Consider the following 17,849-nt stretch of genomic DNA (forward strand, 5'->3'; position numbering starts at 1 on the left):
ATCAACACCTCTATTGTATTGCCTGTAAAATGAGCGCACTCCATGTTTCAAAGTCATCATAATTGTCTATCTTGTTATGGTTAACCCATTTAATTTTTAAAGTGTCGGTCTCTTTTGCTTCTACATCATTACTGTTAACATTAATCTTAAATACAACACCTAAATGTACTTCACCAACTTCATTTGTATCATCATTGATAAAGCCTATGTATGCTAAATTTTGTGATTTACTTTCAGAAAGGCCTACTTCTTCATTTAATTCTCTCTGAGCGTTCACTCTAAGCACTTCATTAATAGATTCAGCACCTTTAACGTCATTCATATGGCCACCAACACCGATCGAAGACTGACCATGCAAACGCGTTTCTCCGCCACCTGAGAGTCGTTCATAAACTAATATTTCATCGTGCTCATTTTCTAAAATGCAATACGAAATAAGTTGTTTATAACTTGGATCTTCTTCCATATCACCACGTCGTTTAATTTCATAATTCGATAGTGTTTCAAAAATGTCTTGTCCCTTGTTCGAATTTTTATCTAAAAATCCATTAAACTGATTATTTTCATTATCAAATAAAATTTTTCTTGGTACTACCGTAATCATTTCGTCAAATTTAGACATTAGTTTCTCCTTCATATGTGACTTCCTTGTCATTTTATCAAAACATTCACGTATCTCAAAACAATACTAATAGCAAAACGCTTACTCGCAGGTAAATTATTAATCAGCTAATATTTTAAGCTTTGAATCTAAATCATTAACCTTATGAAGGTATTAACACAAGCATATCTATCATAAAGTATTTACGCAGTGCCAATACCACATAAAAGCCTGAGACAATATGGTGTCCCAGGCTTTATTTGAAAATTATTTTAAAGCTTCTTTAGCTTTTGCTACTAATTCACCAAAAGCTTTGTCATCTGAAATCGCGATTTCAGAAAGCATTTTACGGTTTACGTCGATATCAGCTTTTTTCAAACCATTCATTAATCTTGAATAACTCATGTCATGTTGACGTGCTGCAGCATTAATACGTGTAATCCATAATTTACGGAAGTCACGTTTTCTTTGACGACGGTCACGGAAAGCATATTGACCTGATTTCATAACTTGTTGTTTTGCAACTTTATATAATGTGCGTTTTGCACCAAAGTAACCTTTAGCTAATTTAATCGTCTTTTTACGACGCGCTCTTGTTACTGTTCCACCTTTTACTCGTGGCATAATAAATTCCTCCTTAAAATGTGTACATTCTTAAATTTTTCGCTGTTTCTCAGGCTATCTCGTCAATTATTTTTTATAAGATAATAATTGTTTTACACGTTTCATGTCTGATTTGTGCACTAATGAAGCTTTACGTAATTTACGTTTTTGTTTAGTTGTTTTATTTGCAAACATATGTGAAGTGAAAGCTCTTGAACGTTTTAATTGACCTGAAGCAGTTCTTTTAACACGTTTAGCAGCTCCACGGTGGGTTTTCATTTTAGGCATGATTCATTTCCTCCTGTATTATCTAATATTATTTTTCGTTTATTGGGTTAAGCATAATGAACATTTGACGACCGTCCATTTTAGGTCTTTGCCCAATAGTTGCGATATCTTTACATTCTTCAGCGAATTTTTCTAAAACTCGTTGACCAATTTCTTTATGCGTAATCGCACGTCCTCTGAAACGAATAGAAACTTTACATTTATCGCCTTTTTCTAAGAACTTACGTCCATTTTTCAATTTAGTTTGGAAATCATGTTCCTCAATTGTTGGACTTAAGCGAATTTCTTTAAGGTTGATTGTTTTTTGTTTCTTCTTCATTTCTTTTTCTTTTTTCTGTTGTTCGAATTTGTATTTACCGTAATCCATAATCCTTGCAACAGGTGGTTTAGCGTTTGGAGCCATTAAGACTACATCTAAACCTACTCTTTCAGCCATTTCTAGGGCTTCGGATTTTGATTTAACACCAATTTGTTCTCCGTCTTGCCCTATCAAACGTAATTCTTTTGCGCGAATCTTTTCGTTAACTTGAGTCTGATCTTTTGCTATGGTTGACACCTCCAAGATTTTTACGAAATTATCCCAAGCAAAAAGAGCGAGTATATAATATACCCGCTCTTCTCTACACATGATATTTTCATGTATATATAGACCTGCCAACTGCATTTAGCGTCGCTACAGGTGAGAAGCGGGAGCTTCTACTTGGTTCGTTTCGTATTCAACATTACCTATCTTAGCAACTATCTTCAAATAAGTCAACAGTTTATTTTAATTATGTTTAATTTCGTCCATATCTATGTCTTGTCGTAAGTTCACTTTCTCTAATGGTACCATTTTCGTTTTATAACGTAATTTATGATAAATAAAGAATGCTAGAAATACTGGAATACCCATATATGTGATAATAAATCGGTTCAGGTTAAAGTCACCTGTTTTGATAAAATCTACGTCTTGTCCAATAATGACTAACACACATAGGACACCAGCAAAGATTGGGCCAAATGGGAATAGTTTAGCTTTGTATTTTAATTTAGATTTATCATAATTTTGCTTGTCAAATGCTTTTCTGAATCTATAATGACTGACTGCGATACCTACCCAAGCGATAAAACCAGTCATACCACTTGCAGCAACAATATATTCGTAAGCATCACCACTCAAATGTTGCAATACAAAGATGCCCACGACAATCACAGCTGTCGTAATTAACGATACATACGGTACGCCGTTTCTATTTGTTTTACCAAAAACTGGATATGCTAATTTGTCTTTACTCATGGAGTATAGCATTCTAGTCGATGCATACATTCCAGAATTACCAGCAGATAATACCGATGTTAAGATAACGGCATTCATAAATGATGCTGCAAATGCTAATCCAGCATTTTTAAATACAAGTGTAAATGGTGAGGTAGCAATATCATCGCCACCACCCATTAAAGAAGGACTATCATACGGTATTAACATACCAATTACAAAAATTGCTAATATATAGAAAATCAATATTCTCCAAAATACTTGTTTAATTGCTTTAGGTACTGCTCGTTCTGGATTTTCAGATTCACCAGCTGTAATACCGATTAATTCAGTACCTTGGAATGAGAAGCCTGCAACTAAGAATACACCAAGAATTGTCAGTAGACTACCACCTAAGCCGTCACCAAGAATTGGGCCACCGCCTTTAGAAAATGTGTCAAAACCTACGAATTCTCCACCCATAATTCCAAGTATAGTAAGTAGACCGATGGCAATAAAAATGATAACTGTAACAACTTTAATTAATGCAAACCAGTATTCACTTTCACCATAAACTCTAACAGACAAAGCGTTTAGTCCAAATATAATAATTAGGAACAAACAGCTCCAACTCCAAGCTGGTATACCTGAAAGAGGTGTCCAATATTGAATCACTTGTGCAGCAATCGTAACATCTGCAGCAACTGTAATAACCCAGTTGAACCAATAATTCCATCCCAATGCAAATCCAAGTGATGGATCAACAAAACGCGTAGCATAAGTACTAAATGAACCAGAAACAGGTAAATAAGTAGCCATTTCTCCTAAAGATGTCATAAGGAAAAATACCATTGCTCCAATAATTGCATATGCAAGTAATGCACCCAAGGCACCTGCATCATGAATTGCACCACCAGAAGTCATAAATAAACCAGTACCAATACAACCACCAATAGCTATCATGGATATATGACGATCTTTTAGCCCTCTTTTAACTCCATTATTTTGATTTACTTCTTTTGCCATAGATGCTCCCTTTCCTTTAAACTTAGAGGCCAACTTACTATGCGATTATAATTATACTTTTATAGTTATTAATAACCTTTACATCGGAATATACATGTTATTTAACCAATTTGCTATAAATTTCCCGTTTTAGTATGAATAATAATCTTAAACCTAAATAAAATGGTTACATACCTATTAGATATGCAACCATTTTAGTCATAGCATTTATATAGGTAGCACATCACATATGTGACAGTCCAGTCTCTTTCGAAAACTGACCCAACCAATAGTGAAAAATGGTCACTTTTGATTTCGGCATTTTTACCTTTCACAAATCCTACATACGCTCCAAATAGCTTACAGATTGTTACTGATTAAAAACGCAACCTCTAACTCAATTTTTTTATTTTTTTATTTCACTAAGATTCAATATACATGATTTCAACATTACTTTCAAGGTTATCTTTGTTTTTTAAGTCTGATTTCATCTACCAAATCCCAAATAAATGATTCTTTTTCAACCGTTTCTTGATCTTGCGAACCATATTTTCTAACATTCACTTCATTATTTTCCATCTCTTTATCCCCAACGACAAGTTGATAAGGGATTTTTTGCATTTGTGCTTCTCTGATTTTATAACCCATTTTTTCATTTCGATCATCTATTTCGACTCTTACACCTTGTGATTTAAGTTCGTCTTGTAAATGTCTAGCATAATCATAATGCAAGTCAACGTTTACAGGAATAATTTCAACTTGTTTTGGTGCTAACCACGTAGGGAAAGCTCCTTTAGTTTCTTCTGTTAAAAATGCAACAAAGCGCTCCATTGTCGACACAACACCACGATGGATGACTACAGGTCTATGTTGCTCACCGTCTTTTCCTATATATGACAATTCAAATTTTTCAGGTAGTAAGAAGTCTAATTGAGCCGTAGATAACGTTTCTTCTTTACCCATAGCTGTTTGTACTTGAACATCTAACTTAGGGCCATAAAAGGCAGCTTCACCAATAGCTTCTTCGTATGCTAAACCTAGTTCATCAACCGCTTCTTTCAACATACTTTCTGCTTTATTCCACATTTCATCATCATCAAAGTACTTTTCTTTATCTTCAGGATCTCTGTAACTCAAGCGGAATTTATAATTTTCAAATCCAAAGTCTTCATAAACATCGACAATTAAATTAACAACGCGTTTGAATTCTTCTTTTATTTGATCTGGTCTTACAAAAATATGTGCATCATTTAAAGTCATTCCTCTAACACGTTGTAATCCAGAAACAGCACCACTTGCTTCATAACGATGCATTGTACCTAATTCCGCAATTCGAATTGGTAATTCACGATATGAATGTGGTTTATTCGCATAAATCATCATATGGTGAGGGCAATTCATAGGTCTTAACACCATTTCTTCATTTTCATCTAATTTCATAGTTGGGAACATGTCCTCTTGATAATGATCCCAGTGTCCTGATGTTTTATATAAATCTACATTTGCCATCACTGGTGTATACACGTGATCATAACCCATGCTTACTTCTTTATCTACAATATATCGTTCAATTTCGCGACGAATTGTTGCACCGTTCGGTAACCACAATGGTAAACCTGCACCTACTAATTGATTGTTTGAGAATAGTTCTAATTCTTTACCAATTTTACGGTGATCGCGTTCTTTGCGTTCTTCTAGCATTTTAAGATGTGCCTTTAAGTCTTTTTTATCAAAGAAAGCAGTACCATATATACGTTGAAGCATTTTATTATCACTATCTCCACGCCAATATGCGCCTGCAGTTGATAAAAGTTTAAACTCTTTAATTTTTGAAGTTGATGGTACATGAACACCACGACATAAATCAGTGAATTCACCCTGCGAATACAAAGTAACATTTTCATCTTCTGGAATAGCATCTATTAGTTCTAGTTTATACGGATCATCAGCAAAAAATGTTTTCGCTTCATCTCTCGATACTACTTTTCGTTCTATAGGATAGTTTTCATTGACGATTTGTTTCATTGTTTTTTCTATTTTTTCAAAATCATCAGATGACACGCTTTCAGACATATCAAAATCATAATAAAATCCACCATCAACGACTGGACCCACACCAAATTTCACATCTCCATATAAACGCTTTAAAGCTTGTGCCATTAAATGTGCAGTAGAGTGACGCAAAACTTCTAATGCTTCATCACTACCAGGTGTAACTATTTCAATTTCACCATCTGTTTCGATTGGTCTTGTTAAATCAATCATTTGTCCATTTAACTTTCCTGCTACAGCTTTTTTTCTTAAACCAGGACTGATTGAGTGTGCAATCTCTTCTGTAGTAGTTCCTTTTTCAAATGCTTTCGCATTACCATCTGGAAAAGTAATATTTATTTGATCCATTTAAATTCCTCCTATTTATACTTGCCTTAAATCATCACGAAATAGTCATATTACAAACGTAAAACAAAAAGACCCCATCCCTAAAAGGGACGAGGTCTTCGCGGTACCACCCTAATTAAAGTAATTTTTATAATGATAAAAATACTTTACTCTACATAAGTTAACGGTCTTGAGCCGGATGTTGATTAGAACATCTATCATGAAGTAGTAACAGATAATGATACTTACCAAATTCTCATCACACATTGGTTCTCTGTGAAGTATGAAATTATCTATCATGTCTTCATTTTATTTCGCTTGATTTAGATTTAATTATATTATACAACATTTTTTTAATAATTCAATCGTTACGATAATTTTTGCCTTCCAAAAAATATGGTGTTGCTAACGATTTAATTCTTTCCATTATTCTAGCTGCTTTTGTTTTTTCAGTACCATTGCGCGTAACAGAAAGATGATATTCTAATTCTTCAAAGCTTAGGTTAGAGCTAAAAAACGTTGGTAATTCGTGAACCATTCTATAATGAAGTAATGGGCCAATTACTTCATCTCTTGCCCAAGGTGTAATCTCTTCAGCACCAATATCATCTAACATTAACACATGTGATTCACGTACTTTCGCTAACCTTGATTCGAAACTGCCATCTTTAAATCCACCTTTTAAAGTGCGAATAAATTCTGGTAGATATACAATCGTAGAAGGTACTTTTTCAACTTTTAATTCATTGGCAATCGCACCTAATATAAATGATTTTCCAGTTCCAAAAGGACCATGTATATATAAACCTTTGACTTGGGGCGCTTTTTCTACTATTTTTTCACAAATATCGGTTGCTGCCATTGCAACATCTATACGATCTCTTTTGTCCATATAAATATCGCTTAATTTCGCATTTAATGTATCTCGTTGCATATGATGTGAAGCAATTAAATGGGCATCAAATTTTTCTTCGTCATGTTTGATTTTACATGGACAAGGTAGGTAACGAATTTTTATGTGCTGATTTTCTACATATAATTCAGGCACATGACCCTTAACAAAGTTCGGACAATCTTTAAAAGCATGGCCATCATAATGTTTTTCTTGATCTTTATATTCTTGTAAAATATTCAAATCTTCATCAATCATTGCATTAGTTACTTCTGATTGATGTGTCTCTAAAAACATTTTGACATCTGGATCATTGATAACATCTTTTTTTATCTTTTCAATTCGCTGACTTAAACCCTTAGAGTCACCCATAATATGATTGAAAGACTTCATATATTATTCCTCCTCTCGCTTACTATTCAATCGTTTTAACAACGCTTCACGGTCTCTTTTTAACGCTTCATCTTCATCTGGATTATTAAGTTCTTCTAAACTTTGATTTTTCGTTTCTTTACTATCTCGTTCTTCTAGCCATTTAGGTGTCATTTCCCTAGAAACGAGTTGTTTATGTTTATAACTACCATTTTTAGTTTGATTTGACTGTTTGGATGTAGGTTGGTTCACCTTTTTAGCATAATGATACGCTTCTTCTGCAGTTTTGATACCCTTTTTTTTCCAATTTGATGCAATCTCAAAGATATAAGTTTTAGGAAGTTTCATGTCTTCTTTTAACATTACAAATTGTAAAAGTATATTAATTACACCAAATGGTAGTTGTTCTCTTTCAACTAATTCTTCGACCATATACTTTTGCTGCGTCGTCGGTTCAGATTCTGACCACGAAGCAAGCATATCGATGGGGCTAGTTTCGTCTAATTGTTTTAACCAATGATTTGAATCATCTTCTGTTATATTATTTTTTTTCGTGCTGACATCATCTATATAATTTGATTTTTTAGCCTTTAATTTTGGAAGCTGTTGCTCATGTTCTATGAGGTAATACGTTCTAGCATGTTTACGCATTTCTTCAAAAGAGAGCTCTTGTGCACTAGTGATTGATTTTAAAATAATGCGTTTCATTGCTTCTGGTGTTAAACCATATAAAGTCGCAATCTGTGTGATCAATGCTTTAGCTTCACTATCAATTATTTTAGTGCTAATAAAATGATTTTGTAATAAATCATAAAGCACTTCAAAATCAAAATTTACATTAGATAAATCTGCACCACCATAAGTTTCTTCACTTTCAATCATCTGTGTATCTTCAGTCAGTGCTTTGTTAGGCACTTTAAACACATCAATGAATGTGCGCGTCACATCTTTGTACTGACTTAAGTCAATGGTAATTTGATCCTCGAAATGTGATTTCAGTTGCAAGTAGCGTTGCTTACTTACTTGACTATATAAATATACAGATAACATAGGATCATTAAAAAATTGCTCTGCTGATGGTGGTTGTACAAGCTTGTATACAAAAGAAGAGTGTTGTTTAGAATGATGCGCAAAAGATTTTAATAATCCAATGCCTTCTAACAAATCCATTTCCTTTCTGAATTCAAGTAAGTTTATTTTTAATTCATTCATAATAATATAATGTGTCAAGACAACATCTTGTTCAAATTCTACGAACTGATTCAAATAATGATACAAACCAATAGCATTTGAGCCAATCATTGGCGTAAATAATCTATTAAGTATTTCTAAATGTTTATGATTTAAATAAAAATGACGCAACACGTGGAAATCATCTTGTGGTCTTAAACCATAATCATAGGACTGTAATCCCATTTAAGAATCACTCCGTTTGTTTTCTGCTAAAATTCCTTGCATTGATTGTAATAGTTGATCAACATCTTTAAATTCTTTATAAACAGATGCAAATCGCACATAAGAAACTTGATCCACATGCATCAATAAATTCATGACGTGTTCCCCTATTTCTCTTGAAGAAATTTCGGCACGTCCTTCATCTCTTAATTTCCATTCTACATTATTAGTAATATCTTCTAATTGTTGATAACGCACAGGTCTTTTTTCACATGAGCGCACCAAACCATTGAGTATTTTTTCAGGTAAAAATTGTTCACGTGTGCCATCTTTTTTGACAACGATTAACGGTCTTTTTTCAATATGTTCAAACGTAGTAAACCTTGTGCCACATTGTTCACATTCTCTTCTACGTCTGATCGCATTAACTTCATCAGCATGTCGTGAATCTACAACGCGAGAGTGCGTTGAACTACATTTCGGGCATTTCATCGAATTACCACCCTCTCAATTTGATTACCATTCATTATACTATAAATCGTTATGCCACAAAAGAATCGTATTACACAATAACGCTATTTATTTATAATAAATACATTTAATCCTTCATATTTAAAATAAAACCTCTCTTTAAAGTGAAAATGCACATTCACTTTAAAGAGAGGTAAAGATATAAGTTAACAATAAATTAATTTTCTTGAATACGCAATTACAAAACAGTAACCACATTAAATATTTACAGTAATTAGGCTATTAATTAACAACAGTTGATACATTATTTTTTAATAATTGACCAATTTCTTCGGCAACATCAACAACTCTATTTGAATAACCCCATTCATTATCATACCAAGCTATAACTTTCACTTTATTTTCACCCATAATCATTGTACTTTGTGTATCAATAATGGCTGAATGTGGATTTGTGTTAAAGTCCATAGATACAAGCGGTGCATCTTCAGTCGCAATCACATCTTCTAATGTGTTATTTCTGAAAGCTTCATTAACTTGTTCTACTGTGACGTTAGTATCTAAATCAACCACTAAATCAACTAATGATACATTTTTAGTCGGCACTCTTAAAGCCATGCCATGTAGTTTGCCTTCTAGTTCAGGTAAAACTTCTTTAAGTGCTTTAGCCGCTCCAGTCGAAGTAGGAATAATACTTTCATTACATGAACGCGCACGTCTTAAGTCTTTATGTGGATTATCAATATTATTTTGATCATTAGTAATAGCATGCACTGTTGTCATTAAACCATTTTGAATACCGAATTGGTCATTAAGTACTTTTGCCACAGGCCCAATGCAATTCGTTGTACAAGAAGCATTACTAAAGATATCATATTTTTCAATGTCTAATTGATCATTATTCACACCTTTAACAATCATTTGTACATCTCCACCTTTAGATGGTCCTGTTAACAACACTTTTTTAGCACCAGCCGAAATATGAGCGACTGCTTTATCACCGTGATTAAATTTACCAGTAGCTTCAATTACAATATCTACATCAAGTTCGCCCCATGGTAAATTTTCTGGATTTCTGTCAGCAACAAGTTTTATTTCACGGTCATCAACTTTTATACCATTCTCAATAGGTTCTACCTTTAAATCGAAATTACCATGTGTTGTATCATAATTGATTAGGTGAGCAATTGTTTCTGGTGGATAGCTAGCATTAATCGCGACTACATTCATATTTTCATTTTTTAGCGCTATTCTTAATACCATTCTTCCTATTCTACCCATTCCATTAATTGCAATATTTGTCGTCATTCGAAGCACCCCTCGTTTTAGTGTTATACTTTATGGAATTAGTATAACATAAATCGATAAATGCGAAAGCGTTTTCTTAAAGAAAAATTTAAAAAACTTAAAATAATTAAAATTGTAGTTTTCTAAACGATTAATTTTAGAAAAATCTTTATCCTTATTATTATTGATATACGAAAAAATCCCTCCAAAGTTTTCATTTATTAAATGTCCACTTTGAAGGAATCAAATAAGTATGATTTTAAAAACATTGTTATTTAAATTTCTTGCGAATGACCTGTTTCACTTTCGATATAACCTTCATCAGTTAATAATTGTTCTAAGTTTTGTTTTAAATCTAATTTAGAATCTCGATTATCGATAACATGGTCTGCCATTCTACGTTTTTTATCTATGGATATTTGACTATAAACACGTGCCTTTGCATCCTCCATAGAAATATCATTACGTTGCATTAATCTATCAATTTGGATACTTTCAGAAGTATAGACAAGCCATACTTCATCGACTGTATCTTGTAGTTCATTTTCATAAAGTAATGGGATATCCATAATTACATTATATCCATCTTTTAGAAATGCTTCTTTTTCTTGTTCCATAATGGTTCTAACAATTGGATGTACGATTTCATTTAATTCTAATCTTTTTTCTGGATAGTTGAAAATAATATCTCCTACATATTCTCGGTTCATATTACCATCTTCATCGATTGCTTCTTCTCCAAATGTTGAACGCACCTGCTCTAGTCCTTCAGAACCTTTTTCAACAGCTTTACGTGATGCAATATCTGCATCAACAATTTTAAAACCATGTGCTGTTAACAATTCTGAAACAGTTGATTTTCCTGATGCGATACCACCAGTTAATCCAATAACTTTAGGCATAATTTCACTCTTCCTTCATTTTTGACATACAGGACAGAAATGACTATTACGTGTTGCAATGATTTGTGTCTCAATATCATTTCCGCACACTTTACATGTCTTTTGTTTATATACATTTAAATGTTGTTGCATCGTACCTGTACTTCCATCTGCATGGAGATAATCTGAAATACTGGTACCTCCATATTTAATACCCGCTTCTAACACTTCTCGAACATAATAAAATAACATTTCTTTTTCTTGATAATTTAAATCTTTAGATATACGTGCTGGATGGATACCTGCTCTATATAATGCTTCACAGGCATAGATATTACCACAACCTGAAACTACTCTATGGTCTAATATCATTTGTTTGATTGGTTTATTTTGATATAATTTTTTATCAAACCATGACATAAAATGTGGTAATGCTTCTTTCTCAAAAGGTTCCGGTGCGATTTCTAAAAATGATGGATATCCTTCAAATGAAGCAACATTTCTAATCTCACCAAATCTCCGAATATCTGAGTAAACTAAGAGTTTGTCATTATCTAATTTAAAAATAACATGCCAATGTTTACGATAATTGGGAGCACTGATATCTTCTAAATGATCTACGACAAAAAAACCACCTGCCATACCTAAATGGCTAATAATTATTCTTTGTGTTGAACTATTTTCAATATAAAAAACAATATATTTGCTACGTCTTTCAATATTATGAATCGTGTAGCCTTTAGTATAATGTTTAAATGTATCTAAAGATAACCCTTTAATAATCGTTTCTTTATTATTATTTTTTCCTTCTATCACTTTATCAGAGAACATAATATCCTCAATTTTTTGCCCTTTTACAAAAGGCCTTATCCCTCTTGTAACATGTTCAACTTCAGGTAGTTCAGGCACCATATTCCCCTCTTTCTATTTCGCGTCATACCATGTTTGTCCATAACTAGATTCTACTTTCAATGGAACATCTAATTTCAATGCATTATCCATTATCTTTTCAATAAATTTTTCAAAGTCTTCTACTTCTTCTTCTGGCAATTCAAAAATTAACTCATCGTGTACTTGTAGTAATAGTTGAGCATGAAAATCTGTATGTTTAACCTCGTTAGCAAAATGAACCATCGCAAGTTTGATGATATCTGCTGCGCTTCCTTGTATAGGTGTATTCATTGCTGTTCTTTCAGCAAAACTTCTTAAATTAAAATTTCTACTTGTAATATCTGGAATATAGCGTCTTCTATGAAGCAGTGTCTCTACATAACCTTGCGCTTTACAATCTTTAACTATGTCTTCCATATATTGTTTGACACCAGGGAAACTGTCCAGATAATCATCTATAAATTTTTTGGCTTGTTTTCTAGTTATTCCCAAGCTTTGGCTTAATCCATAGTCACTTATACCATAAACAATACCAAAATTCACAGCTTTTGCTTGTCTCCGCATTAAACTATCAACATTTTCAGGTTCTACGTCAAAAACTTTCACTGCTGTGGCTGTGTGAATATCTTCATCATTGATGAACGCCTGTTTCAAACTTTCATCTTGTGTAATATGTGCCAGTACTCTTAATTCAATTTGTGAATAATCGGCTGAAAAGATAACATTATTTTTATCACTTGACTTAAATGCTTTTCTAATTTTTCGACCTTCTTCTAAACGTACTGGTATATTTTGAAGGTTTGGATCGATTGATGATAGACGTCCAGTTTGAGCCAATGTTTGATTAAATCGAGTATGGATACGATTATCTTCAGCAATCACTTTTTGTAAGCCTTCAACATACGTTGATTGTAATTTAGCTAATTGCCTATATTCTAAAATATATTCTATGATTGGATGTTCTCCTTGTAACTGTTCTAATACATCAACCGCTGTAGAGTATCCTGTCTTTGTCTTTTTAATGACAGGTAATTTTAATGTTTCAAATAATACAACACCTAATTGTTTTGGTGAGTTAATATTAAACTTTTCACCTGCAGCATCATAGATATTGTCAATTAAGACATCTAATTTACTTTGAATTTCTACTTCCATTTGTTGTAGTTCACTAAGTTCAGTATAAATACCTGTCTCTTCCATTTCACTTAAAATACGAGCCAACGGTAATTCTAAATCATGTAATAAATCAGTTTGATTATAGTCATCCAATTGTTGTTGAATTTTTGGTTTAACTTGGTTAATGGCGTTGATAATAGTTCCCACATAAGGATTTAATACGTCATCTGATGGAATTTGTTTTTTCTTGCCTTTTCCATATATTGCTACACTTGATTGAACATAATGCTGACCATAGTTTGCTACCACAGAATTCACATCATCTATTGTGCGTGAAGGATCAATAATGTAACTAGCTAGCATCACATCAAACACAATATGCTTAATATTAATACCAAGTCGATGTGCTACGATATAAGACTTTTTGGCATCGTAGACGATTTTTTCAGTCTTCTCATTTTCAAGCCAAGCAACCAGTGACTGATTTTGTGAAAGTTGTTCGGCATTGACTACGACATAATGTTGACCATCGAAGAAGCCAAATTTCAAAATATTGTCTTTTAAGTAATTGGCACCATCTAACTCGAAATGGATGATTGCTGTTTTTAATGAGTTGAAATCAATTTTTGTAAAATCATCTTCTAGTTCAATATCCATCTCTTGAACGTCAGAGTCATTAATTGAAGCATCCATCTGGTCTAAGAGTTGATTAAATTCTAATTTTTTAAATAGTTCAATTTTGTCATCAGTATCTGATTGATCAGGCAATTTAGTATCTTCTAATGATACTTCAATTGGACTATCACAATTGATAGTCGCCAACGTTTTACTCATTAAAGCATCATCTTTACTATTTTCAAGCTTTTCTTTCAATTTTTTACCCGAAACTTCATCTATATGTTCGTATACATTTTCTACTGTGGAAAATTGGTTTAATAGTTTAATGGCTGTTTTTTCTCCAACGCCTGCCACACCAGGAATATTATCAGAACTATCCCCCATTAGACCTTTCATATCAATAATTTGTTTCGGCGATAAACCATTATATTTTTCAGCTATAAATTCTGGAGTATAATGGTCGACATCTGTAACACCCTTTTTAGTGTAATAGATTGTAACATCGTCAGTAGCTAATTGTGTTAAGTCACGATCACCAGTAATGATTATTGTTTGGAAGTTTTCATGATTAGCTTGTTTGCTTAAAGTACCTATAATGTCATCTGCTTCATAGTTTTCTAATTCGTAACGTTTGATACGGTATGCATCCAATAATTGTCTAACGTATGGAAATTGCTCACTAAGTTCTGGAGGAGTGGATTGTCGTCCACCTTTATATTCACTATATTGCGCATGTCTAAATGTTGTTTTCCCAGCATCAAAAGCAACTAAAAAATGTGTGGGTTGTTCTTCTTTTATAATTTTTTCCAACAACATTGCAAAACCATAAACGGCGTTCGTATGAATACCAGCTTTATTTTGTAATAATGGTAACGCATAAAAAGCTCTAAAGCTCAAACTGTTTCCATCAATTAAAATTAATTTATTCAATATTTTAACCTCCAACACATATTTACTTTCCATTTTATCATAAATTATAGGTCAATCCGTATTCATTCGATGAGGTTGAGATAAAATAATTATTTCAATTAATCTCCATGTTATTGTCAGTCACTGTTAATCCACATATTATAGTTTAATGATTAAGCATCACTATGCACATGTTTATCGTCTCTATCACAGGCAGCTTTCCAACCTATTCAATCACAAGCACTTTTCTCTTTGTATAGGACAAAACAATGATTTCTAATAAATTTAAGTTTTTCTTACTCTATTTTTACTAACACAAAATAAAACGACCGATTAACCTTGGCCTATGATGGTTATGGTTAAATCGGTCGTAGTTATTATTTTAATCAAAAAATGTGACTCTAAAAGTTGAACCCTTTTCTGGTTCACTAAACACATTAATTCTACCTTGATGGGCTTCCATAATATGCTTTGTAATAGATAAGCCTAAACCTGTGCCTCCTGAATCTCTACTGCGGGCTTTATCTACACGATAAAAGCGTTCAAAGATATGTTTTTGATCTTGCTTACTAATACCAATACCAAAATCTTGAACTTCAAGCACACGCTTATTACCTTCTTTGAAAACACGCAAAATGACTTGACTAGAAACTTTAGAATAACTTATTGCGTTCGAAAGTAAATTAAGTGCTACTTGCGAAACTTTATCTTTATTTGCCTCAATAATAATATCTGGTTCAATCTCATTAACTATTGTTATATTTTTACTTTCTGCGATATTTTGCATATGCTTCATTGTTGACTCAGCAATTTCAGATAAACTTGTTGGTTCTGTTTCTAATTGTGTTTGTTGCTCAACATGAGACAAATCTAATAAGTCATATACTAATGTTTCAATACGATTCGATTCTTTAGAAATGATGTTTAAAAAGTCATTTAATGTTTGTTCATCATTTTTAGCACCATCTAAAAGTGTTTCGGCGAAGCCTTTTATAGAAGTGATAGGTGTTTTCAATTCATGTGATACATTAGCTACGAATTCACGTCTTAAATTTTCTAATTTTTTCAAATTTGTAATATCATGTAGCACGACTACCATACCGTAAAGATTCTTTTTACTTTTAGATAAAATTGGAATACATGCTGTGTCAAAGTATTTTTGGTGGACTTGGTCAATTGTCAACTCTATTTGATCATAAGTTGATTTTTCAACTTTAAATGCTTCGGCGATTAACTTTTGAATCTCTGGATCTATAAAGTCGATATAGCTTTTATGTTCTACAACATTCTCAGGATTAAACACATCATAATATGATTTGTTTGCAATTACAATCTCACCATATTTATCTATCATTAAAATTGAACTAGGAATATTTTCTATCGTTGTTTTCAATCGATTAGATTGTAACTTTTGTTTATGATTTAATCGTTGTAATCTTCTGGCTAGCTCATTTGTGGTGACGAATAATTCTCTCGTTTCTTTAACATTACTTTCTGGAACCCTAACATGATAATAACCTTCGGCTAAAAGGTTTGTTGCATATGTAACTTCATTTATCGGTCTAATGTAAGTTCTATTAATGCTTCTCACGACAAAGAAAATAATAACCAATACAAATAATCCAATTAAACCTACATATTTCCATATACCTATTTGTAGTTCTAGTATTTGATTATTAACACCACTGATAATCACATCTTTATCTCTAATCGAAGTTTTAAAAGTATATCTACGGTCATCCCCTATTTTATCGTAAATTATTTTGGAAGGATTCGCTTCATTATTAATATCATTATTAAATGGGGTCCCTGATTTTGTGGAAAATACTTCATCGTTACCTTCAGTAAGTATCAAAGTAAAATTTTCGTTTTTTGCAATATCTTTGATTTCATCTGTTTTATCATGATTGTATAAACTGACTAAATGTTGTGCTTGGTGTTCTAAGTCACCTTGTTGGCTTGATATGACTGTATTGTAAATGACATGTGTAATTATTGCACCTAATGCAACAAAACTAATGATAACGATGGTACATAATAAAAATAAGAGTCTTTGGTGAAACTTCAACATTAGACTTTAGGTCTTTCCAATTTATAGCCTAAACCTCTAACTGTTTTGATCAATTTAGGCTGCTTAGGGTTCTCTTCCAATTTATCTCTTAAATGACTTATATGTACATCCACAATTCTTGAGTCACCTGCAAATTCGTAATTCCAAACAGAGTTTAGCATATGCTCACGTGTAATTACTCTGCCTTGTCTTTCAATAAGATATAGTAACAGTTCAAATTCCTTAGGTGTGAGTTCTAATAATTCATCACCACGGTAAACCTCAAAATATTCTGGTCTAATTCTGATAGAACCAATTAAAATATCATCTTCATCATTTTCAACTGGTACTGCTTCATTGATCATGGCAGATCGTCTTAAAATGGCTTTAACTCTAGCTACCACTTCTCTCGGTGAAAATGGCTTAGTCATATAATCGTCTGCACCAAGTTCTAGACCTAACACACGATCAAATTCATCATCTTTAGCAGTTAACATTAAAATTGGCACTAAATTTTTATCAGATCGGATCGTTTTACAAACTTCGATTCCATCTTTTTTAGGAAGCATAACATCTAATACAACCAATTCTGGATTTACAGCATTCACTTTTTCTAATGCTTCTTCACCATCATAGGCAACATCCACGATATATCCAGCTTGCTCTAAATTATATTTTAACAAGGTTACAATTGATTGCTCATCATCTACTACAAGTACTTTTTGTGACATAGTATACCTCCAAATTTATGATTACAAATTAATTATAACGTAAATTTTAATAAAAATAACATACTTAAAAGTATTTTTACATAAACTTAATAAATAGAAAATAATTAGTTATTTGTAAAGAAAGCA

Annotated in this window: 15 protein-coding genes, 1 riboswitch and 1 other annotated feature; all 15 genes read right to left on the reverse strand. The window is 32.5% G+C overall.

Translation table 11 applies throughout. From position 1 onward, the window contains the following. Nucleotides 1-10 precede the first annotated feature (10 nt). The 15 genes from AB1J10_RS03390 to AB1J10_RS03460 all read right to left on the reverse strand — a co-directional run bounded on the left by AB1J10_RS03390 (nt 11) and on the right by AB1J10_RS03460 (nt 17,723). The gene (locus AB1J10_RS03390; RefSeq protein ID WP_064208858.1) at nt 11-622 is read right to left on the reverse strand and encodes an NUDIX domain-containing protein; all 612 of its coding nucleotides are present in this window, start codon (nt 620-622) and stop codon (nt 11-13) included. 246 nt (nt 623-868) lie between these two features. After that, nucleotides 869-1,225 (reverse strand): 50S ribosomal protein L20, encoded by a 357-nt coding sequence (gene rplT, locus AB1J10_RS03395; RefSeq protein WP_019468478.1) that lies wholly within the window; start codon nt 1,223-1,225, stop codon nt 869-871. A 66-nt stretch (nt 1,226-1,291) separates the two neighbouring features. Then, complete coding sequence (gene rpmI / locus AB1J10_RS03400) at nt 1,292-1,492, reverse strand: 50S ribosomal protein L35 (protein ID WP_019468477.1); 201 nt, start codon at nt 1,490-1,492, stop codon at nt 1,292-1,294. Between the two features lie 28 nt (nt 1,493-1,520). Beyond that, entirely contained in the window at nt 1,521-2,048 is a 528-nt protein-coding gene (gene infC / locus AB1J10_RS03405; RefSeq protein ID WP_037539866.1) for a translation initiation factor IF-3, read from the reverse strand. A 23-nt stretch (nt 2,049-2,071) separates the two neighbouring features. Then, nucleotides 2,072-2,200, reverse strand: a sequence feature (ribosomal protein L20 leader region). 58 nt (nt 2,201-2,258) lie between these two features. Continuing rightward, nucleotides 2,259-3,752, reverse strand: coding sequence for an amino acid permease (locus AB1J10_RS03410; protein WP_046207664.1), 1,494 nt, complete (start codon nt 3,750-3,752; stop codon nt 2,259-2,261). A 208-nt stretch (nt 3,753-3,960) separates the two neighbouring features. Next, a riboswitch (Lysine riboswitch) is annotated at nt 3,961-4,134 on the reverse strand. A gap of 59 nt (nt 4,135-4,193) precedes the next feature. After that, nucleotides 4,194-6,131 carry a threonine--tRNA ligase gene (gene thrS, locus AB1J10_RS03415; protein WP_046207665.1) on the reverse strand — a complete coding sequence of 646 codons (1,938 nt, stop codon included), beginning with the start codon at nt 6,129-6,131 and terminating at the stop codon, nt 4,194-4,196. 340 nt (nt 6,132-6,471) lie between these two features. Then, complete coding sequence (dnaI, locus tag AB1J10_RS03420; RefSeq protein ID WP_107365346.1) at nt 6,472-7,395, reverse strand: primosomal protein DnaI; 924 nt, start codon at nt 7,393-7,395, stop codon at nt 6,472-6,474. A gap of 3 nt (nt 7,396-7,398) precedes the next feature. Then, nucleotides 7,399-8,790, reverse strand: coding sequence for a replication initiation and membrane attachment family protein (locus AB1J10_RS03425; RefSeq protein WP_107365345.1), 1,392 nt, complete (start codon nt 8,788-8,790; stop codon nt 7,399-7,401). Further along, the gene (nrdR, locus tag AB1J10_RS03430) at nt 8,791-9,261 is read right to left on the reverse strand and encodes a transcriptional regulator NrdR (RefSeq protein WP_046207668.1); all 471 of its coding nucleotides are present in this window, start codon (nt 9,259-9,261) and stop codon (nt 8,791-8,793) included. It abuts the gene before it with no gap. A 261-nt stretch (nt 9,262-9,522) separates the two neighbouring features. Next, nucleotides 9,523-10,548 (reverse strand): type I glyceraldehyde-3-phosphate dehydrogenase, encoded by a 1,026-nt coding sequence (gap, locus tag AB1J10_RS03435; RefSeq protein ID WP_046206880.1) that lies wholly within the window; start codon nt 10,546-10,548, stop codon nt 9,523-9,525. A gap of 254 nt (nt 10,549-10,802) precedes the next feature. Beyond that, on the reverse strand, nt 10,803-11,429 hold the full coding sequence (gene coaE, locus AB1J10_RS03440; protein WP_046206879.1) for a dephospho-CoA kinase: 627 nt from the start codon (nt 11,427-11,429) through the stop codon (nt 10,803-10,805). A 15-nt stretch (nt 11,430-11,444) separates the two neighbouring features. After that, complete coding sequence (gene mutM, locus AB1J10_RS03445) at nt 11,445-12,317, reverse strand: bifunctional DNA-formamidopyrimidine glycosylase/DNA-(apurinic or apyrimidinic site) lyase (protein ID WP_064209119.1); 873 nt, start codon at nt 12,315-12,317, stop codon at nt 11,445-11,447. 15 nt (nt 12,318-12,332) lie between these two features. Further along, complete coding sequence (gene polA / locus AB1J10_RS03450; RefSeq protein WP_046206878.1) at nt 12,333-14,963, reverse strand: DNA polymerase I; 2,631 nt, start codon at nt 14,961-14,963, stop codon at nt 12,333-12,335. Between the two features lie 361 nt (nt 14,964-15,324). Next, nucleotides 15,325-17,013, reverse strand: a complete 1,689-nt coding sequence (gene pnpS, locus AB1J10_RS03455; RefSeq protein WP_107365406.1) for a two-component system histidine kinase PnpS — start codon at nt 17,011-17,013, stop codon at nt 15,325-15,327. Continuing rightward, the gene (locus AB1J10_RS03460) at nt 17,013-17,723 is read right to left on the reverse strand and encodes a response regulator transcription factor (protein WP_046206876.1); all 711 of its coding nucleotides are present in this window, start codon (nt 17,721-17,723) and stop codon (nt 17,013-17,015) included. The genes pnpS and AB1J10_RS03460 overlap by 1 nt, the downstream gene beginning before the upstream one ends. Nucleotides 17,724-17,849: the final 126 nt, after the last annotated feature.

It is taken from the genome of Staphylococcus cohnii species complex 1663, from assembly GCF_041008415.1.
Classification (GTDB): Bacteria; Bacillota; Bacilli; order Staphylococcales; family Staphylococcaceae; genus Staphylococcus; species Staphylococcus ureilyticus.

Excerpts from the sequence above, each read along its gene's own strand:
- AB1J10_RS03460 (WP_046206876.1), bottom strand. The coding sequence starts at position 17,723 with ATGTCACAAAAAGTACTTGTAGTAGATGATGAGCAATCAATTGTAACC.
- nrdR (WP_046207668.1), bottom strand. The coding sequence starts at position 9,261 with ATGAAATGCCCGAAATGTAGTTCAACGCACTCTCGCGTTGTAGATTCA.
- AB1J10_RS03410 (WP_046207664.1), bottom strand. The coding sequence starts at position 3,752 with ATGGCAAAAGAAGTAAATCAAAATAATGGAGTTAAAAGAGGGCTAAAA.
- dnaI (WP_107365346.1), bottom strand. The coding sequence starts at position 7,395 with ATGAAGTCTTTCAATCATATTATGGGTGACTCTAAGGGTTTAAGTCAG.
- gap (WP_046206880.1), bottom strand. The coding sequence starts at position 10,548 with ATGACGACAAATATTGCAATTAATGGAATGGGTAGAATAGGAAGAATG.
- coaE (WP_046206879.1), bottom strand. The coding sequence starts at position 11,429 with ATGCCTAAAGTTATTGGATTAACTGGTGGTATCGCATCAGGAAAATCA.
- rplT (WP_019468478.1), bottom strand. The coding sequence starts at position 1,225 with ATGCCACGAGTAAAAGGTGGAACAGTAACAAGAGCGCGTCGTAAAAAG.
- AB1J10_RS03425 (WP_107365345.1), bottom strand. The coding sequence starts at position 8,790 with ATGGGATTACAGTCCTATGATTATGGTTTAAGACCACAAGATGATTTC.
- rpmI (WP_019468477.1), bottom strand. The coding sequence starts at position 1,492 with ATGCCTAAAATGAAAACCCACCGTGGAGCTGCTAAACGTGTTAAAAGA.
- pnpS (WP_107365406.1), bottom strand. The coding sequence starts at position 17,013 with ATGTTGAAGTTTCACCAAAGACTCTTATTTTTATTATGTACCATCGTT.
- AB1J10_RS03390 (WP_064208858.1), bottom strand. The coding sequence starts at position 622 with ATGTCTAAATTTGACGAAATGATTACGGTAGTACCAAGAAAAATTTTA.
- thrS (WP_046207665.1), bottom strand. The coding sequence starts at position 6,131 with ATGGATCAAATAAATATTACTTTTCCAGATGGTAATGCGAAAGCATTT.